The sequence below is a fragment of the Rhizobium lentis genome, from assembly GCF_014200175.1.
In the GTDB taxonomy this organism is placed as follows: Bacteria; Pseudomonadota; Alphaproteobacteria; order Rhizobiales; family Rhizobiaceae; genus Rhizobium; species Rhizobium mulingense.
Genome location: NZ_JACHBD010000026.1, coordinates 1 through 25,476 on the forward strand (window position 1 = coordinate 1; position 25,476 = coordinate 25,476).

The 25,476-nt window shown below is 59.1% G+C and carries 22 protein-coding genes and 2 pseudogenes; 12 read left to right on the plus strand and 12 right to left on the minus strand.

The features are described from left to right. The first annotated feature begins 180 nt into the window (after positions 1-180). The 6 genes and pseudogenes from ltaE to GGI60_RS30630 all read left to right on the plus strand — a co-directional run bounded on the left by ltaE (position 181) and on the right by GGI60_RS30630 (position 5,929). Positions 181-1,005, plus strand: a complete 825-nt coding sequence (gene ltaE, locus GGI60_RS30605) for a low-specificity L-threonine aldolase (protein ID WP_246720538.1) — start codon at positions 181-183, stop codon at positions 1,003-1,005. A gap of 220 nt (positions 1,006-1,225) precedes the next feature. Beyond that, positions 1,226-2,212 carry a threonine dehydratase gene (locus tag GGI60_RS30610; RefSeq protein WP_183919683.1) on the plus strand — a complete coding sequence of 329 codons (987 nt, stop codon included), beginning with the start codon at positions 1,226-1,228 and terminating at the stop codon, positions 2,210-2,212. A 122-nt stretch (positions 2,213-2,334) separates the two neighbouring features. Beyond that, positions 2,335-2,768, plus strand: a pseudogene (locus GGI60_RS30615) (ATP-binding cassette domain-containing protein); the annotation flags it as partial. A 112-nt stretch (positions 2,769-2,880) separates the two neighbouring features. Next, positions 2,881-4,383 (plus strand): NAD-dependent succinate-semialdehyde dehydrogenase, encoded by a 1,503-nt coding sequence (locus tag GGI60_RS30620; RefSeq protein WP_183919680.1) that lies wholly within the window; start codon positions 2,881-2,883, stop codon positions 4,381-4,383. 109 nt (positions 4,384-4,492) lie between these two features. Then, complete coding sequence (locus GGI60_RS30625; protein WP_183919678.1) at positions 4,493-4,846, plus strand: cupin domain-containing protein; 354 nt, start codon at positions 4,493-4,495, stop codon at positions 4,844-4,846. 234 nt (positions 4,847-5,080) lie between these two features. Then, complete coding sequence (locus tag GGI60_RS30630; protein ID WP_183919676.1) at positions 5,081-5,929, plus strand: GNAT family N-acetyltransferase; 849 nt, start codon at positions 5,081-5,083, stop codon at positions 5,927-5,929. Between the two features lie 420 nt (positions 5,930-6,349). Here the strand turns inward: GGI60_RS30630 and GGI60_RS30635 are convergent, their stop codons facing one another. From GGI60_RS30635 to GGI60_RS30655, 5 genes are all read right to left on the minus strand, one after another. Then, positions 6,350-6,862 carry an Lrp/AsnC family transcriptional regulator gene (locus tag GGI60_RS30635; protein ID WP_183919674.1) on the minus strand — a complete coding sequence of 171 codons (513 nt, stop codon included), beginning with the start codon at positions 6,860-6,862 and terminating at the stop codon, positions 6,350-6,352. A 279-nt stretch (positions 6,863-7,141) separates the two neighbouring features. After that, positions 7,142-8,215: a tartrate dehydrogenase gene (locus tag GGI60_RS30640; RefSeq protein WP_183919672.1), complete on the minus strand. Its 1,074-nt coding sequence runs from the start codon at positions 8,213-8,215 to the stop codon at positions 7,142-7,144. Between the two features lie 148 nt (positions 8,216-8,363). Next, positions 8,364-9,005: a GntR family transcriptional regulator gene (locus GGI60_RS30645; protein WP_246642687.1), complete on the minus strand. Its 642-nt coding sequence runs from the start codon at positions 9,003-9,005 to the stop codon at positions 8,364-8,366. Between the two features lie 145 nt (positions 9,006-9,150). Further along, a complete protein-coding gene (locus GGI60_RS30650; protein ID WP_183919669.1) occupies positions 9,151-10,521 on the minus strand; it encodes an aspartate aminotransferase family protein in 1,371 nt (456 codons plus the stop codon). 8 nt (positions 10,522-10,529) lie between these two features. Beyond that, positions 10,530-11,606 carry a phosphotransferase gene (locus tag GGI60_RS30655; protein WP_183919667.1) on the minus strand — a complete coding sequence of 359 codons (1,077 nt, stop codon included), beginning with the start codon at positions 11,604-11,606 and terminating at the stop codon, positions 10,530-10,532. Between the two features lie 484 nt (positions 11,607-12,090). Between GGI60_RS30655 and GGI60_RS30660 the strand changes: the two genes are divergently transcribed. Continuing rightward, positions 12,091-12,780 (plus strand): haloacid dehalogenase type II, encoded by a 690-nt coding sequence (locus GGI60_RS30660; RefSeq protein WP_097584393.1) that lies wholly within the window; start codon positions 12,091-12,093, stop codon positions 12,778-12,780. A 397-nt stretch (positions 12,781-13,177) separates the two neighbouring features. On the opposite strand, the gene GGI60_RS30665 is transcribed toward GGI60_RS30660, so the two are convergent. From GGI60_RS30665 to GGI60_RS30675, 3 genes are all read right to left on the minus strand, one after another. After that, positions 13,178-14,605, minus strand: coding sequence for an aldehyde dehydrogenase family protein (locus tag GGI60_RS30665; RefSeq protein ID WP_183919665.1), 1,428 nt, complete (start codon positions 14,603-14,605; stop codon positions 13,178-13,180). A gap of 149 nt (positions 14,606-14,754) precedes the next feature. Next, positions 14,755-15,726 (minus strand): threonine/serine dehydratase, encoded by a 972-nt coding sequence (locus GGI60_RS30670; RefSeq protein ID WP_183919663.1) that lies wholly within the window; start codon positions 15,724-15,726, stop codon positions 14,755-14,757. A gap of 4 nt (positions 15,727-15,730) precedes the next feature. Then, complete coding sequence (locus GGI60_RS30675) at positions 15,731-16,726, minus strand: ornithine cyclodeaminase family protein (protein ID WP_183919661.1); 996 nt, start codon at positions 16,724-16,726, stop codon at positions 15,731-15,733. Positions 16,727-17,288: 562 nt separating this feature from the next. Between GGI60_RS30675 and GGI60_RS30680 the strand changes: the two genes are divergently transcribed. From GGI60_RS30680 to GGI60_RS30700, 5 genes and pseudogenes are all read left to right on the plus strand, one after another. After that, positions 17,289-17,957 carry a haloacid dehalogenase type II gene (locus tag GGI60_RS30680; RefSeq protein WP_183919658.1) on the plus strand — a complete coding sequence of 223 codons (669 nt, stop codon included), beginning with the start codon at positions 17,289-17,291 and terminating at the stop codon, positions 17,955-17,957. A 228-nt stretch (positions 17,958-18,185) separates the two neighbouring features. After that, positions 18,186-19,322, plus strand: a complete 1,137-nt coding sequence (locus GGI60_RS30685; RefSeq protein WP_246720539.1) for a phosphotransferase enzyme family protein — start codon at positions 18,186-18,188, stop codon at positions 19,320-19,322. A 101-nt stretch (positions 19,323-19,423) separates the two neighbouring features. Further along, a complete protein-coding gene (locus GGI60_RS30690; RefSeq protein ID WP_183919656.1) occupies positions 19,424-20,758 on the plus strand; it encodes an aspartate aminotransferase family protein in 1,335 nt (444 codons plus the stop codon). A 59-nt stretch (positions 20,759-20,817) separates the two neighbouring features. Then, positions 20,818-21,297, plus strand: a complete 480-nt coding sequence (locus tag GGI60_RS30695) for an Lrp/AsnC family transcriptional regulator (RefSeq protein ID WP_097584403.1) — start codon at positions 20,818-20,820, stop codon at positions 21,295-21,297. A 135-nt stretch (positions 21,298-21,432) separates the two neighbouring features. After that, positions 21,433-21,673 (plus strand): annotated as a pseudogene (locus tag GGI60_RS30700) (FAD-dependent oxidoreductase); the annotation flags it as partial. A gap of 42 nt (positions 21,674-21,715) precedes the next feature. On the opposite strand, the gene GGI60_RS30705 reads toward GGI60_RS30700, so the two are convergent. From GGI60_RS30705 to GGI60_RS30720, 4 genes are all read right to left on the minus strand, one after another. Continuing rightward, a complete protein-coding gene (locus GGI60_RS30705) occupies positions 21,716-23,038 on the minus strand; it encodes an FAD-binding oxidoreductase (protein WP_183919654.1) in 1,323 nt (440 codons plus the stop codon). Between the two features lie 19 nt (positions 23,039-23,057). After that, positions 23,058-23,483 carry a RidA family protein gene (locus GGI60_RS30710; protein ID WP_183919652.1) on the minus strand — a complete coding sequence of 142 codons (426 nt, stop codon included), beginning with the start codon at positions 23,481-23,483 and terminating at the stop codon, positions 23,058-23,060. Then, positions 23,483-24,661, minus strand: coding sequence for a DSD1 family PLP-dependent enzyme (locus tag GGI60_RS30715; RefSeq protein ID WP_183919649.1), 1,179 nt, complete (start codon positions 24,659-24,661; stop codon positions 23,483-23,485). Before GGI60_RS30715 ends, GGI60_RS30710 begins: the two co-directional genes overlap by 1 nt. Before the next feature lie 78 nt (positions 24,662-24,739). Then, positions 24,740-25,468, minus strand: a complete 729-nt coding sequence (locus GGI60_RS30720) for a 4-hydroxythreonine-4-phosphate dehydrogenase (protein WP_183919749.1) — start codon at positions 25,466-25,468, stop codon at positions 24,740-24,742. Between the last annotated feature and the right edge of the window lie 8 nt (positions 25,469-25,476).

Genomic DNA, 25,476 nt, shown 5'->3' on the forward strand with positions numbered 1-25,476 from the left:
CAACGGCCATCCAAATAGCCAAATCGACGACCTGCTGCCGTGGACCTATGCCGCAAGGCACGAACTCAAAGCCGTGGCCTGAAAACAGCGCTTACCCATAATCCGTCAGTTTATATAGATAGTCCGAGCCTATCCATTCGCTAGTATAACCGATACAGCCAAACCGATAGGGTCTCGATCATGCAAGCCAATGCTGCTATCCGCCTGGACTTCCGCTCTGATACGGTCACCCGTCCCACCCTTGGCATGCGTGCAGCGATGGCTGCCGCCGAGGTGGGCGACGATGTCCTTGGCGACGACCCGACGGTCAAGGCGCTCGAGGCCCGACTTGCCGCACTGTTCGGCAAGGAAGCCGGACTATTCGTGCCAACCGGCACCATGTCCAATCTCGCTGCAATCATGAGCCATTGCCAGCGCGGCGAGGAATTTCTCTGCGCAAGCGGAGCTCACACCTATCTGTGGGAAGCCGGAGGCGCTGCGGTGTTGGGCTCGGTCCAGCCGCAGCCATTGCCGGTGCGCGCCGACGGCACGATCCCCATCGAGGAGCTTCACGCCGCGGTGAAGGACGATGATCCGCATTTTGCGATCACGCGACTGGTCAGCATCGAGAACACGTTCGCCGGGCGGGTCCTGCCGCGCGACCATCTGGCCGAGGTCGTCGAATTTGCGCGGGAGCGGAAGCTCGCCACCCATCTCGATGGTGCGCGGCTGTTTAACGCGGCTGCGGCGCTCGGCGTTGATGTCGGGTACCTGGCAGAGGGCTTCGATAGCGTGTCGCTGTGCCTTTCAAAGGGGCTGGGGGCGCCGATCGGATCAGTGCTGGTCGGCGATGCCCCATTGATCGCCCGTGCGCGCCGGTGGCGCAAGATGCTCGGCGGCGGAATGAGGCAAGCAGGGATAATTGCAGCGGCTGGGCTGTACGCGCTCGACCATCACGTCGACCGGCTGATCGAGGACCACGCCACTGCCGCACCGAACAGCCCCTGCACCGTCATAGCCCGATGACTGGGCCGGTCTGAGGGGGAAGGAGAGCGTGCAGACCGGATGGGCGGTCGGAACTGGCGGAAAGACTGCCAAGGCAGGGGCGCTTTCCATATTTACCTGAAGAAGCACCGATATTGTAGGTGGGGTCTGGTGGAGATGCGGTAGGTGGCAGAGACCTTCGCCACGTTATTGGACTGGTAAACGACGCTGGTTACGCGTCGAACAAGCAAGGAAGCAACGCATGCATCTGTTCGCACGCAAGGACCTCGAGGAAGCCGCCGCACTCGTCTACCGGCATATGTCACCTACACCGCAATACGTGTGGCCGCAGATCTCGGAAATGGCAGGGGCCGTGGTCTGGATCAAGCACGAGAATCATACGCCAGCCGGCGCTTTCAAGGTCCGCGGCGGAATCACCTTTATGGATTGGCTCCGCCGCGGGGGTTCGGCCAGGGGAATAGTCACGGCAACGCGCGGGAATCATGGCCAGAGCCAGGCCCGTGCCGCGCGGGCAGCCGGTCTTGCCGCCACGATCGTTGTCCCGCAGGGCAATTCGGTCGAGAAGAACGCAGCCATGCGGGCCTTTGGCGGCGAGGTCATCGAGTACGGCCGCGACTTCGACGAGGCCCGTACCGAAGCTCGGCGACTTGCCGCCGAAACGGGCCTATTTCTGGTACCGCCCTTTCACGAAGAAATCGTCCGGGGTGTCTCAAGCTATGGGTTGGAACTCTTCACCGCAGTGCCCGATCTCGATGCGGTCTATGTGCCCATTGGCTGCGGCTCGGGGATTTGCGGCGTCATCGCCGCGCGCGAGGCCCTGGGCCTGAAGACGGAAGTGATCGGCGTAGTTTCGACGCACGCGCCGGCCGCGAAGCTCTCCTTCGAGGCCGGACGACTGATCGAAACCGAAACGGCACTGACGTTCGCCGACGGCATGGCCGTACGCATTCCCGTCGAAGAAGCATTCGCAATCTACTCGAAGGGCGCCTCGCGGATCGTCGCCGTCAGCGACGAGGAGATTGCCGAAGCGATGCGCCTCATCTACCGCGCGACCCACAATGTCGCCGAGGGTGCCGGCGCCGCGTCGCTTGCGGCGATGCTTAAGGAAGCCTCTGCCATGCGCGGCAGAAAAGTCGGCCTTATCTTGAGCGGCGCAAATGTGGACGCCGAGGTCTTCCAGAAAGTACTGGGTGGGGAGACACCACCGGCGGCGACGGTAAGCAAGTGACAGTAGGCGGCACGAGAGCTTAAGGCAGCGATTACTGCCCATAGGCTGATCAATTTCGAATAACCTTTCGGCGGCCGGAGAAAACCGCACCCCCGGCGTACAATCCCAGCCAGGCAAAGCCGATGGTTTCCATCGACTCACTCACCATGTCCTTCGGCGCCTATGTGGCTGTCCAGGATGTCGATCTCAGTGTCTCCGATGGCGAGTTCCTCGCTATCGTCGGACCCACCGTATGCGGCAAGAGCACCATACTCAATGCGATCGCCGGCCTCCTGAAAGCTGCAAGTGGCATCGTTTCCATCGATGGTCAGCCGGTGCGCGGGATCCAGAACGACATCGATTACTTGTTCCAGGATGCATTGCTTCCGTGGAAGACCGCGATCAGAACGTGGAGTTCGGTCCTATGTTCAAGGGTGTCGGCGCTGCCGAACGTCGCAAGCGGTCGATGAGATGGCTCGCGAAAGTCGGGCTAAAAGGTTTCGAGCATCGCAGTCCGCATCAGCTTTCCGGCGGTCAGCGCAAGCGCTTGCAAATGGCGCAGTCGCTGATTACAGGGCACCGGGATTTCGGAAGATCGAAAAAATCCCGCGAGACCAATTTGATCTATATTGACACCAATCGCCAAACCAATTCTATATTGATCGCACAACGATCCTGATTGGTAGCGAATGGTGGTGAACGTGAAAGCAACTCCGACACTTGAAGCAAGCCGTGCGCCTTCGCAGGCGTCTGTAGCATGCGAAGCTCCCACGCAACTGTTCATCGGCGGCGAATGGGTTTCGGCAAAAGGTGGCCGGACCTTCGATGTGATCGATCCTTCAACTGCGGAAGCAATCGCCACAGTTTGTGACGGCGACATCCCGGATGCAATGGCGGCCGTCGACGCGGCAGAAAAGGCGGCTGCGGCCTGGAGGGCAACGTCGCCGCGGCGGCGCGCAGATGTCCTGATGAAGTGTTTTCACCTCCTTCTCGAACAAGCAGAGTGGTTGGCGCAACTGATCACGGTGGAAAACGGCAAGGCGCTTCCCGACGCGAGATCGGAGGTCGCCTACGCGGCCGAGTTTTTCCGTTGGTATGCCGAGGAGGCCGTTAGGGCTCCCGGTGAATTTGGATCAGCGCCTTCGGGCGCAAACCAGATCATCGTCAGCCATGAGCCAATTGGTATCGCCGTATTGGTAACGCCCTGGAATTTCCCGGCAGCGATGGCCACCCGAAAAATTGCCCCGGCATTGGCTGCAGGCTGCACTTGCATCCTGAAGCCGGCAGCCGAGACGCCTCTGACGGCGCTCGCCATTGGAGAACTGATGCGGCAGGCAGGTGTTCCTGCCGGAGTGGTCAACATCGTTTCCACGAAAAAAGCCGGTCCTCTGGTCAGCGCAATGCTGCATGACAAGCGGGTCCGGAAGCTGTCGTTCACCGGCTCGACAGGCGTTGGCAGGATACTATTGCGCGAGGCCGCGGACCAGGTCGTCAGTTGCTCAATGGAATTGGGCGGCAACGCGCCTTTCATCGTATTCGACGATGCCGACCTTGAAACGGCGGTCGCCGGCGCAATGGTTGCAAAGATGCGCAACGGCGGTGAGGCTTGCACGGCCGCAAACCGCTTCTACGTCCAAAAGGGAATTTCTGCTGACTTCATACGCCGCTTCGCGGAGGAGATGGCAGCGCTCAACGTCGGGCCGGGACTGGCACCGGATACGCAGCTTGGACCACTGATCACCGATGCCGCGGTTGCCAAGGTGGAGCGCCTGGTAGACGATGCGATCGCCAAGGGAGCCCGGCTGGTGACAGGCGGTAGCAGGTTGAGCGGCGAGGGTTTCTATTATTTGCCAACCGTTCTCGCCAATGTCTCTCCGGACGCCGAGATTCTTCGCGAGGAAATCTTCGGTCCGGTTGCGCCGGTGATTGTGTTCGATACCGAGGACGAGGTCGTCGATCTGGCCAACGACACCGAATATGGGCTTGTATCCTATATCTTCAGCCGAGACCTCAAGCGTGTGCTTGCGGTCGCCGGCAGGCTGGAAAGCGGCATGGTCGGGATTAACCGCGGTGTCGTTTCCGACGCTGCGGCGCCGTTCGGCGGCATGAAGCAGAGTGGCCTCGGGCGCGAAGGCAGCCATCACGGCATGCTCGAATACCTGGAAACGAAGTACATCGCCGTCACCTGGTAGGTCGTTGCGAGCAACGCCGGTTACTGGTTGGCGATCAGGTACCGACGTCAGGCAGGCTTCGAACACGGAACAATGACGCGGGTATATGTAGCAAGAATAGGAGAGATGAATGTCCTTACTGAAAACCATCGACCCGGATCCATCCTTCGAGCCGAAGCATAGAACTGCCGAGCCGGATCGCCTCATTTCGGGCAGCCCCGCTTTCAAGACCTGGCTGCAGGACACCGCCAAGGACGGCAAGGTCAATACCGGTGTTTTCGAGGCGACGCCCGGTGAAACGCACTCCATCAAGGGCGAAACCTTCGAATTTTGCCATCTCGTACACGGTGTGATCGAACTGACGGAGAAGGACAAGGACCCGGTCATTTATCGCGCCGGCGACAGCTTCGTGATGAAGCCGGGCTACGTCGGGGTCTGGAAGACGATCGAGACGGTGCGGAAGATTTTCGTCACCGTCACCTGATCATTCGAGCAAACGATGCCGCTATTACGTGCATCTTCGCATCTGCAGGCGGGACGGGGCGAGGCGGCTGGCAAGCCGTTTCGGTCGCCGAGATTTAAAATTGATGGGCGGTTTGTCCGTCGCTCTTTACTCGGCTTGTATGTCCGTGTCGTCCGGTACGGCCAGGAGTCTCGCTTCTCCGCCGCGGCTTCATAGATCCTTCGCTCTTATCAATGGCGAGCAGTAGACCCACGAATGGATGAACTCATGCAAACGGAATCGATCGTTCTTGCGCCTTTCGAGGCTCATCATGTGGGCGGAGCCCTCGCGCTGTCGCGTGCAGTGGGTTGGGCGCACAGGAGCGAAGACTGGGAAATGATACGGTCTCTGAGCGAAGGACGCGTTGCGCTCGCCGGCGACCGGGTTGTGGGTACCGCCCTCATGACTCCCTTCGGCGACACCTGCTCTGCCATTAACATGATTATTGTCGATGAAAGCCAGCGTGGCCGGGGGGTAGGAAGAAAATTGACCACCGCCGTGTTGGAACTCGCTGGTGGGCGTGAATGCCGATTGACGGCGACGAATGACGGCTTGCCTCTATATGAAAAACTCGGATTCGCCGCGACGCACCAAATCCTCCGTCATCAAGGCATTGCCGGTCAGGTCGATGCTCCTGAGAATGTTGAGTGGATCGATCCTGGCGCGCTGCCGGCAATCAAAGCGCTCGATCGTATGGCATTCGGGGCCGACCGTGACGCGGTATACAATGCCTTGGCAAGGGAGGGGAGTTTCGCCGCCATCCGGAGAGGTGATCGTATCGTCGCATTTGCGGCAACGCGGTTGTTCGGAAAGGGTGAAGTCGTCGGGCCCGTCGTTGCGGAAAACTCGGAACAGGCGAGGGACTTGCTTGCCTTCATCCTCTCGGGCAAGGAAGGTCGCATTGTAAGAGTCGACATCCCTGAACAGACCGGCCTCTCATCACCGCTCGAAGACTGGGGGCTGCCTCGCGGGGGGACCGTCGTTGCGATGGTTCGCGGCGCGGCGGCTCGATCTGATACAGCGGCCGTTCAAACTTTCTGCCTTGCGAGCCAAGCCATCGGCTAACGTGAAATCCGAAGTGCGACCCGGCGACATTGGTCAGATCTGGCTGCCGCTGGGAAAAAGCGTCTCGCCCCAAAGGCGCCCGCGCGCGTGGCGATCACGAAGATGCACCAAAAATTCCGGCAAGGGTCGATTATCCTAATTCCCACCAGACAAGACATCGGCCTTTACGTGTATGCTGCCTGTCAACAGGGACTCCCATTCTGACGGGCGGCTCCTTAGATGCAATGCTGGCTGTCCCCCACGGCATCGCCGCAGCGCTCGGAGAGCTGGCCGGATCTGAGTCTGCGTTGACGTTTTCCCTCTGCTTTGCTGTCGACACGCAGCAGCCTTGAGCAGGCGCTCCCACTCTCGCAGCATCCACGGCTCCGCCGCCTCGAAATGGTAGGCACCCATGACCTCTTCTTCAGTTGTCGTCTATCATCATTCCAGCGGCACGAGATGCCGGCCGTCGAGGTTTGGACGCTGGAGCAGGTTTGCAAGCGGCACATGCACTTTGATCAGGGGCGATTTCAAGACGACGTAGGTGAAGTACTTGTCAATGCCGATCTCCAAATCGAGGAGCTGCTCCATGATCGTCTGGTACTCCTCGATTCCGGTGGTGACAAATTTTACGAGATAGTCGTAGCCTCCCGAAACCAAATGGCACTCGATGACCTGATCGACCTTCTCGATGGCGCTGATAAATCTCGCGAAGTCCAGTTGACGGTGGTTTTTCAGCGTGATTTCGGTGAACACCGTCAGCGTCTGGCCCAGTTTTGCGATATTGATCAGCGCAGAGTAGCCCTGGATATAGCCCTTCGCCTCCAGCTTTCTTACGCGCAACAAACAGGGACTTGGCGACAGGTTGACCATTTCCGACAGCTCGACATTCGTCATTCGGCCATTTGTCTGCAATGCGTTCAGTATCTTGACGTCAATTCGATCGAGTTTCATTGGCTAGTTCCCGCTGATGAGGATTGCGCGGACGTGGGTGACGTCGCTTAGCTGGGCCATTGATCACGAGGCCTTCGTCGCACTTCCGTTCACACGTGCCCGAGGCTGCCGGCGGATGTCTTTGCGGCGCCGATCACGACACATCTGCCTTTTGGCGGCGCGGCAGATGCCGCGGGCGATCAATGCGGGGTCGACCCCGGCCAATGCAGCGCCCCACGATCCGGCGAAATGGCTTCCTTGCTTTGTGATCGTTCCAAGTCATCGTCGGCCAACGTGTCTCTAGAAATTCGAAGAGTGGATCGCGTCGCAGACGGCCTCGGTAACCTCCCGGGTAGTGGCTGAGCCGCCCACGTCGGGAGTAAGGATTCCGGCGCCGGTCACCCGCTCGACAGCGCGCATCAGGCGGACCGAGGCTTCCCGCTCGCCGAGGTGGTCGAGCATCTGGGCAGCAGTCCAGAATGCGGCAACCGGGTTAGCGATACCCTTGCCGGCAATGTCGAAGGCGGAGCCGTGGATCGGCTCGAACATCGAGGGAAAGCGACGCTCCGGATCGATGTTCGCCGTCGGTGCAACTCCCAGACTACCGGCAAGAGCACCAGCGAGATCGGAAAGGATGTCGGCGTGAAGGTTCGTTGCTACGATGGTATCCAGGCTCTGCGGCTTGAGCGTCATCCGGACCGTCATGGCATCGACCAGCATCTTGTCCCACGTAACCTCGGGGAATTCCGCCGCCACCTCGCAAGCGATATCGTCCCACATGACCATGCCGTGCCGCTGGGCATTGGACTTCGTAACGACGGTAAGTAACTTGTGCGGCCGGGATTGGGCCAATCTGAAGGCGTAGCGCATGATGCGGGTGACGCCGACGCGGGTGAAGATGGCGACCTCGGTGCCGACCTCTTCGGGCAGGCCGCGGTGAGCGCGGCCGCCATGGCCAGAATATTCACCTTCGGAGTTCTCCCGCACAATCACCCAGTCGAGATCGCCGATACCGCAATTGCGCAGCGGCGAAGTTATGCCAGGCAGGATCTTGGTTGGCCGGACATTGGCGTACTGGTCGAAGCCCTGGCAGATCGGCAATCTGAGCCCCCACAGAGTAACATGGTCGGGAACATCCGGTGCTCCGACCGCGCCGAAATAGATAGCATCGAATTTCTTGAGCTGCTCCAGCCCGTCCGACGGCATCATCACACCATATTTCTTGTAGTATTCAGATCCCCAGTTGAAATTTTGGAAGGTGAATTTTACGTCGCCGAGTCGCATCTCCAGGTTTGAAAGAACAGTCTGGCCAGCAGCGATCACCTCAGGTCCAATGCCGTCGGCGGGTATGGTTGCGATGGAGCATTCACGCATAAAATTTCTCCGCAGCGTTATTGGCTCAAGTTGATTGCCGGCGACCGTAACAGGGCATGCGATCGGCGCCGAACCCGCGTCGCCGGCATCCTCAACGCCGCCCGAGAGGCGGTCTTTTCCGAAACGTCACATTCCCAGCGAGCGCTGGTCAACGTTGATCGAGCAATTTGATCTGGAGATCCTCCCAATGCTCCTGGAATGCATCCCGCGCCGTATCGTAGTGACGGCTCCTCAAGCTGTTGATGAGCCGCTCGTGTTCTTCCGCCATTTCTTCAGCGGTGGAGTAGAAATCCTGCCGCTGTGCGAGAAGAAGCTCGATCTCGCCCTCAAGGTCCGAATAGGTCCGCTTGAGCCGAGGGCTACCGCTGGAGGCGATGATCGCGCGGTGGAAGTCGCGGTCCGCAGCAACCAGCAGGGATCTGTCGGAGGACAGCGTCGACCTGTGCATGACATCGACCGCCTCCAGCGCCTGAGAGGGGATAATGCCGGTCAGCACGATCAGACGTATGGCCTCGCCTTCAATGGCGCCGCGCACCCGCGTGATATCCACAATATCGTCTGGCCCGAATTCGGGCACCACAAAGCCCCGGTTCGGTATCTGACGCAACAGACCTTGCGTGACGAGCACCTGGGCTGCTGTACGGAACGTGTGCCGCGAAGTCGAATGCTCTTCGCACATCTTCACGTCGCGTAGGAACTCGCCCGGTTGGAAGTCCCCCGACAAGATTCGCCGTCGCAAGGCGTGAGTCAGGACCTCCACTGCGCTGGCGGGCAAAGGCTCGACGTTCATCTCTGGATCTTCGGCTCGGTTCTTGGCGGGTAGCGACGGCATGGCTCTGGCTTTGCTCGTTGTTTATGTCGTATACCTACGCCACATGCGGCGGCGCAGGGCAAGGGAGATGATATCGTACCTCCGCCCCGCATGCTGACGGGTCCTAGATCTGCACGGACCGAAGCGCCTCGTCGACGCCTTCGAGCAAACGCGCCGCGTTGGCTGATGTGAAGATGAGCGGGGGCCTGATCTTCAGGATATGTGCGTCCGCTCCCGTCGCGGAAATGAGGATGCGCCTGTCGCGCAGGGCATTGACCGCCGCAAGCGCTCGGTCCATGTCGGGTGTTTTCCGGTCCCTGTCCGTAACGAGTTCGACGGCGAAATAGAGGCCGGCCCCACGAACATCGCCGACAAATTCGTATTTTTTCTGCAGGCTCCGGAGGCCGTCGAGGATTTCGCCGCCGACCTTGACGGCATTGTCCAACAGGCCTTCCTCGAGGATAGTGTCGAGCACGGCTCTTGCTGCGGCGATAGCGACGGAGTTGCCGCCAAACGTATTGAAGTAGCGCATGCTGGATCCGAATTCGGCAACGAGTTCGGGCCGCAGCACCACGCCGGCAACAGGATAGCCGTTGCCCATGGGTTTGCCCATTGTGACGATGTCCGGATCGACCTTGTGACGGCTGTGGCCCCAAAGATGGGTGCCGGTCCGCCCGAATCCGGATTGCACCTCGTCGGCAATGAACAGGCCGCCAGCCTTGCGCACAACTTCCGCCACCGGCGCTAATACGTCCGTCGGATCAACGTAGAGACCATCGGAGGAGAAGACGGAATCGGCGATGAAGGCCGCGAAGCCGCCGCCATGCCGCTCCATGTCGGTGATCTGCCGCGCGACATCCTCCGCCATCCGCCGGCCGATTTCCTCGACGGGCAGGCGATAGGAATCCGGCGCGGCGACCGTGCGAAGATAGGGATCCAAAGCCGACTTCCTGCCGAGTGACGGAGAGATTGCCGCCACCGCGCCGCTGTTGCCGTGATAGGCTTCCGCCGTGACGATGACGCCGGTTTTGCGTGTGTGGTAACGCGCGATCCGCAAGGCGAGATCGTTGGCTTCCGAGCCCGTGCAGGTGAACATCGCGCATCCGGTCCGGCCGAGTTCGCCACCGAACGTATTGATCAGGGCTTCGGCATAGTCCAGCAGCGGCTCCTGCATGTAACGCGTGTGGGTACAGAGTACCTCGAGCTGCTTCTGGATCGCCTCGACCACACGCGGATGCGAGTGACCCAGCGACACCACGTTGTTGTAGGCATCGAGATATTCGTTGCCGTGCTTGTCATAGAGGAAGACGCCCTTCGCACGGGAGATCTCAACCGGCGACTTGTAGAAGAGCCGATAAGCAGGCCCGAGCAGCCTTTGCCGCCTGGCGACATGTGCCAGGTCTTCACTTGTGAGATGAGAGGTGTCCTGAGGGTTGAAGCCATTCGGCATGTCGCCACGGAAGCCCTTGGGCAGGGTAGTCGCTTGTTTGGACATTGCTGTTCCTATCGTGTCAGAAGATCGGAAATCTGCGCGGTCGAAATTGAGTGAAACCACTCGAGGTGGGCCCAACCGGCTTCTGTATTGCGCAGGATATAGCGGCTATTCTCGGGGAAGATCTCTGCGCGCCAGCATGTCAGCAGCGCACGAACCGCAAGGCGGCCCATCGACAGGAAGGGAATGAGCCGGAGCTCCTCATCCGTCAGCTCGGCATGGCGGAGATAACCGCGCAGAACGTCGCGCGCTTCGTCGAACAGGTCTCGCCGGTTCCCATGGTCGAATGTTTTTGGCATCTGGTTCATCAACGCCGTGGAGACATCGACGGCGATGGCGGTACGAACCGCATCGCCGAAGTCGATGACGCCGGTCAGGAACTGTGGATTGGTGTGATCGACGACCAGGTTCGACGTATTGAAGTCGTTGTGGAGCACTTGCCGCCGGCACAGATCGAGCTTCGGCTTGATTTCGGCAAACCGCTCGAGCGCACGGACGGTCCAGGCCCGCTTGCCGCCCTCAGGGATGAAGCTCAATAGATCGGTGAGGTCGAGCAGATGGGTGACGTCCCATGCCACCGTCCGGTCATCTGCGGGGTGCGAGAAATCGGCCATGGAATGACGCAGTTTTGCTAGGATTTCGCCGATCCGTTCGCGCTGTGGAGCTGTGCAGGAAGTCCGGTCGAGCGGGGTGCCGGCAAGGAAGGTAATAAGGCGCGCGACTCGCCGCTCGCCGCCACTCGTAGTGACGGTCGGCAAATCCGCCCCATCGACATCGCGATATGTGCGGGGAATTGGTAGATCAGGGGATCGCTGCTCCAAATGACGCATCAGCGACACCTGGAAATCGAGTTCCTCGATCCGCTCAGAAGGATGAGCGATTTTCAATACAAACTTCCCCTGGGCGGCGCAGTCGAGGAGGAACGTGTCGTCCTTTTCTGTTTCAAAGCGCGTTGCCGAGCCGCGCGTACCATATAGCCGCTCGGCAATTCGTTCGGCTTCCGCAGTGCCCACGGTATGGCACGCCTCGGAAAGCTCAGGGACGCGGGCTGGCCCGCATTGATGCTTGTAACCCATCTTCAAACTCATTCCTGTCCCGCCTCGGAAGGGCAGTTCGATGACTTAGTATCTCATACTTCAGTTTTTGTACAACAATTTTATTTCGACGACGAATGGGATCAAGCTCAGCTTTCTGATGATTTCAAGCTTAATCAATAAAAAACGCACATTTACAATGCGTTGATGGCTGTTTTGGTGGCGAGTGGCACCCCGTCGCCGAGAAACTTCAGGGGCCGAAGATGCAAAAATTGTTGGACAATCAGTTGCCATTGCAGGAAAGATATGCAAGTGTGCTCCCACTGGTCGGAATGCAGCGAACACGTCGGATTGATCCGCTTTGGTGGATTGGCCCGGCATCTGAAAAGGCAGAGGAAATTGACCAGATTCCCAAAGGTACCTGCCGCGTCCGCATTGGGGGTCCGTCGGGACCGCGACCTCTTTAGACAGGCGGCATCCCCGCCAAATGACCTTGGATAGGCACACCGTGCCATGAAAATTGGAAGGAATACACGCGATGACTCAATTTCGACCGAAGTACGTGACCTTCGACTGCTACGGCACGCTCACCAATTTCGACATGGCCGGCGCAGCGCGACGCGTCTACGGCGAGCGCCTCTCCCCTGAAGCGATGTCAGCCTTCGTCGAGGCTTTCAGGGGCTATCGCCTTGACGAGGTGCTGGGCCCATGGAAACCGTTCGTTGAAGTGGTTCACAATTCAATCGAACGCAGTTGCAAACGCATTGGCATCCCGTTCAAACCCGAAGACGCGCAACGCATCTATGATGAGGTGCCAACCTGGGGTCCGCACCCGGACGTTCCGGCTGGCCTGTCCAAAGTGGCGAAGGAAATTCCGCTGGTCATCCTGTCGAACTCCATGAACAGCCTGATCATGTCGAACGTGGAAAAGTTGGGCGCACCCGTCCATATGGTAATCACGGCAGAAGAAGTCGGGGCATACAAACCTCTGATGAAGGGCTTCGAATACATGCTCGACAAGCTCGGCTGCGGACCGGAAGACATTACTCATGTCTCCTCATCCTTCCGCTACGACCTGATGACCGCCTATGACCTGGGCATCAAGAGCAAGGTCTGGGTCAACCGCGGCCATGAGCCCGCCAATCCCTATTACGAATACACCGAGATCAAGGATATCGGCGGGCTAGCGGCCGCCGTTGGCCTGGAGCCAGCCCTCAAGCGCGCCTGAAAAGTCAGGGCTCAGGCGCTGTGACGACGATGGATCGGGGCGGTCCGTTCGCCCCTTCTCTTTAGTCTGAAGGAGAGCAGGCATCGGCTTTCGGGGGACCCAACCGCACGCGTGACCTGCTGGCCTTAGAGACGACGGTATGATCCGAGCTTAACGCAACGGCACGTGGGACTTAGCAGGCGTTTGTTGCGAGTCGCTATCGCTGTCCGCTTCCGCGTTTGATCGGCGAGTTCGAAATTGCACGGGTCGGCTAGTCTTCCTCTTCATGAGTGAAGACGTGGCCTGAGGTGACACTGAACTTCGACCCCGCTCGGCCTGTTTCCTGGGATCTCCCGTTTGACTGTGTTCACAGCATCTTGCGCAGGCATCCGAAACGGCTACACCGCACTGTGACCATTCACTCGTTCGAAAAACCGGCTATGCCCTTGATCTCGGTAAACTCGTGCAGTCCGAACTTGCCGTATTCCCGACCGTTGCCGGATTGTTTGTAGCCGCCGAAAGGGGCGGCTGCGTCCCAGGCGGAGCCGTTGAGGCGGACGCTACCGGCGCGCAGCCTGCCTGCGAGCGCACGCGCTTCCTTCGGATCGCCCTGAATGTAGGCCGCCAGACCGTAGGGCGTATCGTTGGCGATCGCGATCGCTTCATCCTCACTGTCATAGCCGATGATCGACAGCACCGGGCCGAAGATTTCCTCCCGCGCAATTGTCATCTGATTGGTGACGCGAGCAAACACGGTCGGGCGCACGTAGTAACCTGCGTTGAGATGCGACGGGCGGCCAGGGCCACCCGCGACGAGGTCCGCTCCTTCCGCGATGCCGCGTTCGATCAAGACCTGGATTTTGTTGAACTGCGCAGCGCTTGCGACTGGTCCGAGGTTGGTGCGCGGATCCGAAGGCGGACCGACAACGAGCGCAGCCGCTTCCCTTTCAGCGATCGAGCTTGCTTCGTCCATTCGCTCGATGGGCACCAGCATCCGCGTTGGCGCGGTACAGGTCTGGCCGGAGTTGCCGAAGCAACGGCGTACGCCGGCGGCGACCGCGGCTGAGAAGTCGGCGCTGCGCAGGATGATGTTCGGCGACTTGCCGCCAAGCTCCTGATGCACCCGCTTGACGGTCGGTGCCGCCGCCTGCGCCACGGCAATGCCGGCGCGTGTAGACCCGGTGAAGGACACCATATCCACATCCGGGTGGCTGGCCAGCGCCGCACCAACCGTAGGCCCGTCCCCCTGAACGAGGTTGAACACCCCCTTCGGCACGCCGGCCTCATCCATGATCTCGGCGAAGATGACGGCGTTGAAGGGAGCGATCTCCGAAGGCTTCAGGACCATGGTGCATCCCGTGGCGAGCGCCGGAGCGACCTTGCAGGCGATCTGGTTGATCGGCCAGTTCCACGGCGTGATCATCGCGACGACCCCGATCGGCTCGTGCATGATGCGCGTGGTCCCCTGCATGTAGTCGAAGGCAAAGGTCTCGAGGGCCTTGATGGTCTGTTCGAAATGGGTAGCGCCGATGCCGGCCTGCTCGGCCCGGGCCATGGTGAGCGGCGCGCCCATTTCCCGCGAGATGATGTCGCCGAGCTCGTCATTGCGGCGCTTCAGGATCGTTACAATGCGCTTCAGCAGTTCGATGCGCTCGCCATTGGACGTCTGCGAGAAGGAGGCAAAGGCTCGCCGCGCAGCCGCGACCGCCTTTTCCGCGTCGGCGGCACTGCCGAGTGCGATCGTACCAATCGGCTGCTCCGTCGAGGGATCGATGACCTCAAGTGTTTTCGAAACCGAGGGCTCGATCCACTCACCGTCGATATAGAAGCTGTGGGCGTGGTTCATTGGTGGCTCCCTTGAATGGCTCTTATCCTCTTTGCCGAGTGAAATTCCGATCCGTCCCGCGGTCGCAACTGTTTGCATTTGTGGGAGAGGATATGAGAATCGGAGACGTCGAACGGCGATCGGAGTGTACTGACCGAAGCTGAGGCCGATCACGGCGCCAGATTGTAAATCTCGGCAAGGTCGCTTAGATCCCAATTACCGCCAGACAAGACCGCACACACTTTTTCATCTGGCTTGACGTCTATGCCGCCGCCCAGCAGCGCTCCTATGCCGATGGAGGCGGCTGGTTCCGCAATCAATTTCGCATCCTTGGCGAGGGCACGCATTCCGGCAATGATGTGTTCGTCTTCAACAAGAACAATCTCGTCGACATATTTTTCGATAATCGGGTACGGATTTTGACCCGGAACGCTTAACCTCAGACCATCCGCGATCGTGTTTTTTAACGGAAGCGAGGTGCGCTCCTTGTTTTTCCGGCTGTAGAAATATTTCGGCGTCAAGGCAGGCTCTGCCGCGATAACACGTACCGATGGCTTGGTTTCCTTAATCGCAGTGGCGATGCCCGAGATCAGCCCTCCACCGCCCAGGGGTACGATGACCGTATCCACATCTTCCAAGTCTTCGAGGATCTCACACCCGATCGTTCCCTGACCAGCCATTACGACGGGGTCCTCGAAGCCGTGAATGACCGCATAATTGTGTCCGTCCGCGATCTCGTAGACTTTTCTCCATCGAGCAGCATTATCACCATCAAAAAGAATGACTTCCGCGCCAAGGGCTTCTGTATTGGCGATCTTGATTTTTGGCGTGGTGACCGGCAGCACCAATATCACTTTTACGCCGAGCATCTTGGCTGCGTAAGCAAGCGCCTGGGCGTGATTGCCCGACGAGGTCGCAATGATCCCGTTTTCGATTTCTTCTCGGGGAAGCGAGAGAGCCTTGTTCAGGGCGCCGCGGATCTTGAATGCGCCAGTGATCTGAAGGGTTTCCGGCTTGAGGTAGAGCTGACAACCAGCTGCTTTCTCGATTTTGTCTGCACGCAGTAGCGGCGTGTGTCTGACGTGCGGCTGTAACCGCTGCCGAGCTTCACGGATGTCCTGAATGGTCGGATAGTTGCGCATGGTGTCATGCCTCAAAGAACGGGAAGAAAGTGCCGACATTATTGGCTACAGCATTGCGATAAATTTTGCTGGCGGTCGTATTGTCTTGAATGGCCATCCCGGTGGAGTCAAAAATGGTGATTTCGGCATCACTTTCTCGTCCCGGCTTCCTCCCCAATAATACCTCGCCGATTTCACCGTGGATGTCGTCCTTGGTAATGATGTTTTTATCCAGCGGGTGCCAGGTCTCGCCCTTTGCCACGCATTGCGAAAGAGAGTCGACGATGATTTTGGCGTTTCGGAAAAGCTCCGGATCCAGCTCCTGTTTGCCGCGCTGATCCGTGCCGATCGCAACGATGTGCGTACCGGGCTTCACCCAATCCGCTTCTACAAGCGACCCTTTTCCTCGGGTCGTCGTGATCAAAATGTCGGCCCGCTCGACCGCCTCCTTCTTCGAGCTGGCAACGGTGACGGGAATGCCGAATTCTCGCTCGATATCCGCCTTGTAGTTGGAACTTGTTTGGTAGGTGCTGTCCCAGGCGTGGATCTCTTCGATCTTCATGATCTCGTTGATCGCCCGGATTTGCATTCTTGCCTGATTGCCTGTGCCGATCGACGCGATCGTCCTGGCGTTCTTTCTGGCCAGTGCCTTGACGGAGACGGCTCCCGCCGCTCCGGTTCTGAGGCCGGTGATCAAGCTTCCATCCATGATGCAAATCAACGCACAGCTCCTGGCATCAAACAGGAGAATCGTGCCCATGCTGTTCGGCACGCCGTGTTCTACCGGGTTGTTCGCGAACCCTCCGGAATGCGCCTTCATGGAGATGATTTCAGCGACTTTGTGGTAGCCAAGTTTGAAGTCGATCTCGCCACGCAGGGAGGGCAGATGAATTCCGATATAGTCGGGCTGTTCCACCTGATTGCTGCTGAAGGCCTTGTAAGCCTCTTCGACCGCGGTGATGACTTCCGTCATGCCGATAAGCCGCGCTACCTCATTCTTCTTGAGCAGCAGCGTTTCCATGCGTGACCTCTCTGTTCAATTCATTGGATGTGTCGGCGTATTACGACCCGACCTGCGCTGATCGTATCAAGCCTGCTGTAAGTCTATTGACCTTATTCGCGGAACCCCTGGCAGATTGTTTTATATCGCACGGCAATTTTGGTAGAGAGTACCGGCAGGTGCCCTTTGAAGCTTGGGCGGAGTGCTGGAACTATTACGCCACTCCAATCCTAACATAGGCGAATGAATGGGAGCTGACTCAGTCGATCTTCCTCGCTGTCGCGTAAGGTGCCGAATGACGAGCTTCCAAGGATCGGATCCTTTCCGCTACGCGAAATCTCGCAATGCAAGCCTATACTTCGCAGGGCGCTTCGTTTCCGGCATGGCGGGTTGACTGGGCGTACCTGTCCGCGTCTGCCATCCGGACCGCGGATCACTTTGACCCAGCACTCACAAGGACAAATGATGTTTCCCTCCAGCATTTTGTGCTGATGTTCGGCAATCTCCGAGCAATTCAGATGTGAGTGCCGGGCTATGATTGGTCATAACTTAAACATTCCCCTGCAAAGCAAGGACGAAGCCCATGACTACTTTCCGGCCGAAATACATCACTTTCGACTGCCATGGCACGCTCATCAACTTCCAGATGGCGGAGGCCGCCCGCGATCTTTACGGCGACCGAATGAGCGAGCAGAAAATGCTGCAGTTCATCGCGGATTTTTCCGCATACCGCCTTGATGAAGTCATGGCCGACTGGAAGCCTTATGCGGAAGTGGTCCATAACGCATTGGCAAGGACCTGCAAACGCAACGGCATCCACTTCAAGGACGAAGACGCGCAAATGGTTTACAACCGCGTTCCCACTTGGGGGCCGCATCCAGACGTTCCGGCGGGGCTTGCCAAGGTGGCCAAGGAAATTCCACTGGTCATTCTGTCAAATGCGATGAACTCGCAGATCATGTCCAACGTCGAGAAGCTCGGCGCGCCTTTCCACGCCATCTACACCGCCGAACAGGCCGGCGCCTACAAGCCGCACTTCCGGGCGTTCGAATATATGCTCGATATGCTTGGTTGCCGCCCGGAGGACATCCTGCATTGCTCCTCCTCGTTCCGCTACGATCTGATGTCCGCACATGACCTCGGGATCAAGAACAAGGTTTGGGTCAATCGCGGTCACGAGCCGGCCAATCCCTATTACGGATATACTGAAATCGCGGGCATCTCCGGATTGCCCGGCGTCGTCGGACTTTAAGGTGCCCAGACAGATTTGAGAATCCCGATCCCGCCGGACCAATAACCAGTCGCGGTTTGCCGTGGATCGGGGGCATCGCAGTTCTGCCGTGTTCGGCGGTGCGAAATACATTCACTCACGGGCAAGAATTTTCGGTGCCCGGAGCGAGACAATCGTGCTTCAGCAGCAAATGCCCGACCCCAGTCGGGATCGATCGCCGCACTGGATGTCAAGCGACGATCGCTTCGGATGAGCAAGCCGCCCGAATTCAACAGTGCGAGGGTTTTAGTCGTGGGTGCCTCTAATGATGCGGTTTCAGACGGCAGTGCGCGTCATCTCGACGACAGCCCATCCGTCCGGGAGCCGTTCACTAAAGCATATTTTGAGGACGCTGCAGCTATTCTGGCGACAAAGCCGAGCTCTCCCGGAACACCGCTGTCCGAGTTGCTACTGCGCCACTACGGTGTAACGGGAGCGATCAGCGTTCTCTCCTCGGAGGCTGAGTGTACCGCGGAGGTCAAGCTGTTGACCGGCGACCAATTGATCTTCAAAACGTCAACCCGGCCCGAAGGAAGAGACAGTTTCCGCTTCCAGGTTGCGGCCCTTGGCGGACTGGAGGGCGCTTCCGGTTTTGCAGCTCCTCATATCGTGCGTACCAATGATGCTAGGTTGATGTTCGAAGAGGAGAAGGTTTGCGGCTATCTGCAGACCCGACTTTCTGGGACGCCGTTGCACCAGGTGACCGCAACTCGGGACGTCCTTTACAAGGTCGGCAAAGCGCTCGCCAGGCTCAGTTTGGCGCTCGAGCCGCTGAGCTTGCCCGCGACCCACCGCCCAGTTCTTTGGCATGTCGGGTGCTGGTCGAGGCTCATGGGACTGCAGGAGCATTTGCCTTCAGAGCCTGTCGCGGCATCCGTGCATCTTGCCATGAACAATTATGTCGAGTCTGTCGAGCCGCAATTGCGCGAGGTAGCATGGCAAGTCACGCACAATGACCCCAGCCCGTTCAACACACTCCTCACCGATCATAGTGTCGCGTTCATAGATTTTGGGGACGGCTGCTGGGGACCACGAATTCAGGATCTGGCGATTGCGGCAAGCCTCGTGGTGACAGACCCGTCTCTGGCTCTCGGAGGCGCAGAAGATCTCATCTCGGGTTATGCGTCGGTGCTTCCGCTTTCCGCGCTCGAGGCAAAGCTGCTCGTCGGGCTGATAAAGGCGCGGCAAAGCGCGCTCATCCTGATCAACTACTGGCGAGCCAGACTGTTTCCGGCGGAGGCAGCGTATATCAAGAAGAACGTGGGCCGCGCCGAACGCGGGCTCTCGATTCTTTCGCCGCTCGGGGTTGAAGAGGCAGAGCTCGCTGTGCTGCGTGCGGTGGCTTGAGCCGGCGTTGCCGGAGACGACCCAAGCTTTTCGTCAGTCGCCTTGGCAGTCAGAACGATAACTCGCGCCTTCTCGCGGATGAAACTTACAGGATCAAAGCTATGTCCACAGATCTCATGCCCAACCGCTTTACCCCTGGTGAGGCCACGATTCCACTGCGCGAAACTGAGCTTATCGCGCGCCGGGACAACGTACTTGGGAGCTCTTACAGGCTCCAATACCGCCGACCCGTACATTTCGTTCGCGGTGAGGGCATGTGGCTCTATGATCCCGACGGACGTCGTTATCTGGACTTTTATAACAACGTGCCTTCTCTCGGGCATTGCAATCCAGAAGTAAACGCCGCGATGGCGGAACAAGCCAGCCGAATTAGCGCAAACACGCGTTATCTCGAACCGAGGCTTGTCGATTATGCAGAACGGCTTGTCGGCACGTTTCCTCAGGAGCTGAACCGCGTTGTGTTTACTTGCACGGGCAGCGAATCGAATGATCTGGCGCTCCGCATCGCCAGATTGGTTAGCGGCTGCGAGGGCGTGATCGTCACTTCTCATGCCTATCACGGCACAAGCGAGGCCACGGCGATGGTCTCGCCCAATTTGGGCGACGCCGTCAAGCTTAGTCCTGCCGTCCGGATGGTGTCGCTGCACGGGCCTGCCGGCGTCTCCGAGAAACAAGCTGCGGTATTCTTTGAAGAACAGGTCCGTTCGGCCATCGCCGATTTGAATCGACGTGGCATTGGCGTAGCAGCCCTGCTCTTTGACAGCATTTTCTCCAGCGACGGCGTATGGGTGGACCCGCCTGGCTTCATTGCGGGAGGAGTCAAAGCGGTCCGGGAGGTGGGTGGTCTCGTGATTGCCGATGAAGTTCAGCCAGGCTTTGGGCGGACGGGCAAAAACATGTGGGGTTTTGAGCTGCACGAAGTCGTTCCGGACCTCGTCACTCTCGGCAAGCCGATGGGCAATGGATTTCCCATCGGCGCGGTTGTTGGCCGCAAGACATCGATGGATCGCTTTGGCTCTGCCGCCCGTTATTCAAACACCTTCGGGGGCAATACGGTCGGGATCGCGGCAGCTGATGCCGTCCTGACCATCTTGCGTCGAGACCGGATCAAGGAGCATGCGCATGTCATGGGTGAGCGCCTGAGGGCGGGATTGGAGCACCTTGCCACACGGAATCCTGGTGTTCGCGGTGTTCGAAATGCCGGCCTGTTCTTCGGCATTGACATCGGGCTGGACGGAACGGGGGCGGCCGGTCGACGCGCCATGGCACTGGAGATCGTAAACCTGCTGCGCGATGATGGCGTTCTAATCAGTACGACGGGCGCCAACGAGGATACACTTAAAGTTCGTCCTCCGCTCGTGTGCCAGGCGGAGCATGTGGACCGATTCCTTGAAGCCATCGAAAATGCGCTAAAAAAAGCCGCCGCGCCGGTGTGACATCAGCTGCCTCGGCGCCCGAATGGCACGCGCTACTTTCATCAGCGAAAGCGATATCCATGAAGTTAGATCGGATCGACATCAAGATCCTGCATGTTCTCCAGCAGAATGGCCGGATGACGAATGTTGAGCTTGCGGAGATGGTCAACCTGTCGCCGAGCCCCTGCCTCATGCGTCTGAAAAAGCTCCAGTCGGAGGGCTATATCGAAGGCTACACGGCGCTCATCAATATCGCCAAGCTTGGGCAGGCGCTAACGGTGTTTACCGAGGTTACGCTGAAGAACCATCGGCAAACCGATTTTGCACGCTTCCTTGCTGCTATTGAGAAGATCGAGCAACTCATCGAGTGCCATGTGATATCGGGCGGGTACGATTATCTCTTGAAATTCGTGACGACGGGGATCGGCGAATACCAGGAGATCATGGAGCGGCTGATCGAGCTGGACGTCGGGATCGACAAGTATTTCAGCTACGTCGTGCTGAAATCGCCGATCCGCAAGATGCAACTGCCGCTGACGAAGCTATTTCAACCCGGTTGACCTCCTCGCCCATCTCCGGGCGATCCAACTCGAGAACAAGGCGCCGCAATGAAGTTCTTCTCCGACTGAGATGATGCCGCCCCGGTTTTTGCCGGGGCCGCGGAGGGGCCTGTCGAGGGCCACTATGACATCACAGTGATCATCGACTATTGCTGGGGCGGCTCGCGTGCCGACGGCGTCTGGTACGCGATGGGCTATTCCGACCATGGCGCCCAGCTTTCAACCCATCTCGGAATCCTGATTGCCGACGCAATCCTCGGTCGCCCCGACTGCAATCCGATGAAGAGGCTCGAATGGCCGGCCGTTCCAGGCCACTTTGGAACGCCGTGTTTCCTGCCGCTGGGTCGTTATCTATCAAAAGATGCTGGACAGTGTCGCCGAGGAGTTCTTGCCCGACGTTCCGGGCTTTGCGCGACGATCAGAGTGCGCCTACCTCAACTTTAGAGCCATCGAAGAAGCGCGACAGGCGGAAGGGTGTCGGATCAACGCAGGGTTTGTCGTTAGCAACAAGGTCGGCTGCCAAGCGACCGATGCCCGGGCCAATGCCGAAGCCGTGGCCGGAGCCGCCGGCCGCCAAATAAAGGCCCTTCACGTGATCGGACGCCGAGATGACCGGCACCGCGTCAGGTGTGCAGTCCACATACGCGCCCCAACTGTCTGCGATTTCGACACCTTTAAGGGCCGGAAACTGCTCGGTGACGCCCTTGACAATGGCCGCGATCGTCCGGCGGCTCGGCCTGGGGTCGAGAACCCGGATCCGCTCGAACGGTGACGTGGTATCCTTGGTCCAGCTCGCCAGCGCTTCGGCTCCATAGAACATAGATCTGCCGACGCCGATCTGAACCGCTTTCAGTCGCTTCAGAAACATCGGCATGAACCAGCGTGCATATCGGATACCTTGCGGCGTGATATCCAGTGTCGCCCTGCCGCTGATCGCAAGCGTATAACTGCCATCCAACCGGCGGGTCAGCGAGCACTCTGGCGTATAGATCGCCTCGCCGAGACTGGCTGTAGGGCGCGTCCGAATTGCAGTCTGGCGCACGCTTGCCTGCGGGAACTGCACGCCGTACTGGCGGCAGAACATGGAAGCCCATGCACCGCCGGCGTTCAGAACGGTCTGCGACCTTATGATACCTTTTTCGGTGACCACTCCAGCAACTGCACCATTGACGATATCGAGGCCTCGTGCTGCACATTCCTGGTGGATGGTCGCGCCAAATTTGCGGGCGCCGCTCGCGATCGTCGGCGCGGCAATGGCCGGTTCGCCTTTGCCATCATCGACTGAATAGACGCCGCCGAGCCAGCGGCGGCCTTGTGCCGGAATTCGGTCGTGCGCTTCGTGGGCAGTTAGCATCTTGGTGTTGACATCGAATTGCCGGGCAATATCAAGCCACTGTTCCCATTCCGCCAGCTGCTCAGGATTGTCCGTGGCGTAGAACAGCCCGCATCGGCGGAAGCCGACGTCCTCGTCGATTTTGGCGGCAAACTGTTCCCACGCCTGCATGGAAATTCCCGAGAGCGGCAGTTCGCGCTGATCCCGGTTCTGCCGGCGGCACCAGCCCCAGTTTCGGCTGGACTGCTCACCGCCGATATAGCCCTTCTCGACCAACGCAACCGAGCACCCTCGCTCCGCGAGAAAAAATGCTGCCGAAGCCCCGACGATGCCGCCGCCGATGACGACGACGTCCGCCTTGGCGGGTAGCTCTTGATCGCTTTGTATGCGTTTGAGGAGTGGTGACATCGAGGTTGACCTGAACTGATTAGTTGGAGCTATTTTCTGCTTGCCGGGCAGGGCCATCAGGCGGGAGCACGGCGATCGCGTCGACTTCGACAAGATAGCCGTAGTGGAGCTCGGCCACTGGAACCACGGTGCGCGCCGGGCGCGCCTCTCCCAGCCGTGCTGCATAGACCTGGTTGAAGCCGGGCCAATTGATGACGCCGACGATATAGGCCGTCACCCTGACGAGATCGCTCGGGGTACCGCCTGCGGCTTCCAGGACGGCCAGCATGTTGTCGATGGCCTGTCCGGCCTGCCCCGCGAAACTATCGTCGGCAAGGGGCGCTCCATCGGGTCGGATCGGGAGCTGCCCCGATATATAGAGATGCTGACCGGCTAGCTTCGCCTGGACATAATGACCTGCAGGGCTGGGCGCACGATTGGTATTTACGGTTGTCAAGTATGACATCACCAACCTCCGAAGCGTGGCCAGCGGGCATCAACGACGTGCGACTGACCTTGGACAAGATGATAGGCTTGGTGCTGCGCCGCCGTCGCACAGGCATGGTTCGGCAGGATCCGCACGCGGTCTCCGACCCTCAGATCGGGAAGGCGAGCGTCCGACCCGGGCCGGACGGCGATAATGCCATGCTCCTGGTTGGCATCGGCAACGATGATGTCACGATAGATGTCGCCTTGGATGTTACAGACGAGGCCATATCCGTGGTCGACGGCTTGCTTGCTCGTGCCACGATCCCGCGACAGCGACATCCATCCCGCATCGGTTATGATCCAGCCTTTTTCCCGCTGATGCCCGATCACCGTTGCAAGAACGCTGAGCGCAATGTCGTCGACCTGGCAGACTCCGATCCCCGCCATCACGAGATCGAAGAACACGAATACGCCTGCACGGACTTCGGTCACTCCAGTAAGATCCTGCGCGTGATGGGCCGTCGGCGTCGAACCTACGCTGACGACGGGGCAGGGCAGCCCGGCACCGCGCAGAAGTTGCGCCGCTCCCACAACGGCCGCTCGCTCGGCTTCCGCATAGCGCTGCTGTGCCTCGGGCCCCCCACCCTTGTAGCTGTCGCCGGCATGAGTCAGAACGCCACGCAACTCCGCACCTGCCGCCAGCGCCTGCCCGATCTCCAGCAACTGGGCGTGATTGGCGGGCACAACACCCGAGCGGTGGCCGTCGCAATCGATCTCGATCATGGCTGGGATCCGCATTCCGGACTTTCTGGATGCCTCGGCAACCGCAAGCGCCTGCTCAACGGTATCCAGTATGACTACGAGGTCGACGCCCTTGGCGCGCAGTTCGACGACGCGCGCGAGCTTTGCCGGGGCGATGCCGACCGCATAGATCATGTCGCGAAGACCATGGTTCGCGAATTGCTCAGCTTCCTTCAGCGTGGAGATTGTCGCAGGCCCTTCAGGGGCAATCATGACCCGCCGCGCGACGTCAATCGACTTTGCCGTCTTCAGATGCGGTCGTAGCGACACGCCCAGACCATCGAGCCGGTTCCTAAGCCGCGTGATATTTCGGTCCATCCGGTCCGCATCCAGAACCAGGCAGGGCGTTTCTAACGCCTCAAGAGTAGTCGCGGCCGCCAAGCGTACGGAGGGGTCGAACGTCGCTAGATCCATGTGTCTGGTCTCCAAACTCGAAATTCACCTTGTCGCCAATCCGTAAAGATAGCAATTAATGGTCGGTGAAGGTTCGATTTAGTTGGATATTAACGCTGACCGTGCGACATCACCCGCATCAGCCTGAATTCGCTTGAGCACGTCGATTTCCGTCTCGATCTCCATCCGCAGATTGGAACTGCCGGAAAATGCGCCGTTGAAAGCAGCGGTTCCGATGGTAAACCCTGCCGCGCCAGATCGTACCACGGCCGCCATTCTTTCCGGGCTGTCGATCGAGCCGGCAACCACCACGGGCTTGCCGATAGCCCTACATACGCGCGTTATCAGCGACTCGACATCGCCGTCGAAGCGATAAGCGAGCAGATCGAGACCGCTGACACCCTCGATCGCCGTCAACTGCCGGGCACTGTCGACGATCGTTTCGATCGTCCCTTCGAGCTTGCTCGGATGGCCGACGATCTTGCCAGGGAACGGATAGTACCGGATGTTCTTCCCGGCGATGACCGGCAGAACGACGTTCGGCCGGGTTCCACCCATCAGGATGTCGACGCCAAGGTCCACCGCGGCTTGCGCGGATCGTCGCTCGCTCTCCTCGTCAAGGCTTACAACCTCGAGATAGAGACTCGCACCCGCCGCTTTGACTGCTGAAGCGAGGACCAGAAGTTTATCGAACGGCAATCCAATATCCTTGAACCCCACATGCTTGATGCCGGCGGCAAGCACATCTTTGAGGCGCTCGGCCGCGTCGGCAACGGTGCGATCCTGATTGGTGAGCATAAAAATGAAGATGGGAGAATTTTGGGGCATCGAAAGCA

Bases quoted from the DNA above. Each gene is read 5' to 3' on its own strand.
- ltaE (WP_246720538.1), top strand. From the start codon at position 181: ATGCAAGCCAATGCTGCTATCCGCCTGGACTTCCGCTCTGATACGGTC.
- GGI60_RS30610 (WP_183919683.1), top strand. From the start codon at position 1,226: ATGCATCTGTTCGCACGCAAGGACCTCGAGGAAGCCGCCGCACTCGTC.
- GGI60_RS30620 (WP_183919680.1), top strand. From the start codon at position 2,881: ATGGTGGTGAACGTGAAAGCAACTCCGACACTTGAAGCAAGCCGTGCG.
- GGI60_RS30625 (WP_183919678.1), top strand. From the start codon at position 4,493: ATGTCCTTACTGAAAACCATCGACCCGGATCCATCCTTCGAGCCGAAG.
- GGI60_RS30630 (WP_183919676.1), top strand. From the start codon at position 5,081: ATGGATGAACTCATGCAAACGGAATCGATCGTTCTTGCGCCTTTCGAG.
- GGI60_RS30635 (WP_183919674.1), bottom strand. From the start codon at position 6,862: ATGAAACTCGATCGAATTGACGTCAAGATACTGAACGCATTGCAGACA.
- GGI60_RS30640 (WP_183919672.1), bottom strand. From the start codon at position 8,215: ATGCGTGAATGCTCCATCGCAACCATACCCGCCGACGGCATTGGACCT.
- GGI60_RS30645 (WP_246642687.1), bottom strand. From the start codon at position 9,005: ATGAACGTCGAGCCTTTGCCCGCCAGCGCAGTGGAGGTCCTGACTCAC.
- GGI60_RS30650 (WP_183919669.1), bottom strand. From the start codon at position 10,521: ATGTCCAAACAAGCGACTACCCTGCCCAAGGGCTTCCGTGGCGACATG.
- GGI60_RS30655 (WP_183919667.1), bottom strand. From the start codon at position 11,606: ATGAGTTTGAAGATGGGTTACAAGCATCAATGCGGGCCAGCCCGCGTC.
- GGI60_RS30660 (WP_097584393.1), top strand. From the start codon at position 12,091: ATGACTCAATTTCGACCGAAGTACGTGACCTTCGACTGCTACGGCACG.
- GGI60_RS30665 (WP_183919665.1), bottom strand. From the start codon at position 14,605: ATGAACCACGCCCACAGCTTCTATATCGACGGTGAGTGGATCGAGCCC.
- GGI60_RS30670 (WP_183919663.1), bottom strand. From the start codon at position 15,726: ATGCGCAACTATCCGACCATTCAGGACATCCGTGAAGCTCGGCAGCGG.
- GGI60_RS30675 (WP_183919661.1), bottom strand. From the start codon at position 16,726: ATGGAAACGCTGCTGCTCAAGAAGAATGAGGTAGCGCGGCTTATCGGC.
- GGI60_RS30680 (WP_183919658.1), top strand. From the start codon at position 17,289: ATGACTACTTTCCGGCCGAAATACATCACTTTCGACTGCCATGGCACG.
- GGI60_RS30685 (WP_246720539.1), top strand. From the start codon at position 18,186: ATGAGCAAGCCGCCCGAATTCAACAGTGCGAGGGTTTTAGTCGTGGGT.
- GGI60_RS30690 (WP_183919656.1), top strand. From the start codon at position 19,424: ATGTCCACAGATCTCATGCCCAACCGCTTTACCCCTGGTGAGGCCACG.
- GGI60_RS30695 (WP_097584403.1), top strand. From the start codon at position 20,818: ATGAAGTTAGATCGGATCGACATCAAGATCCTGCATGTTCTCCAGCAG.
- GGI60_RS30705 (WP_183919654.1), bottom strand. From the start codon at position 23,038: ATGTCACCACTCCTCAAACGCATACAAAGCGATCAAGAGCTACCCGCC.
- GGI60_RS30710 (WP_183919652.1), bottom strand. From the start codon at position 23,483: ATGTCATACTTGACAACCGTAAATACCAATCGTGCGCCCAGCCCTGCA.
- GGI60_RS30715 (WP_183919649.1), bottom strand. From the start codon at position 24,661: ATGGATCTAGCGACGTTCGACCCCTCCGTACGCTTGGCGGCCGCGACT.
- GGI60_RS30720 (WP_183919749.1), bottom strand. From the start codon at position 25,468: ATGCCCCAAAATTCTCCCATCTTCATTTTTATGCTCACCAATCAGGAT.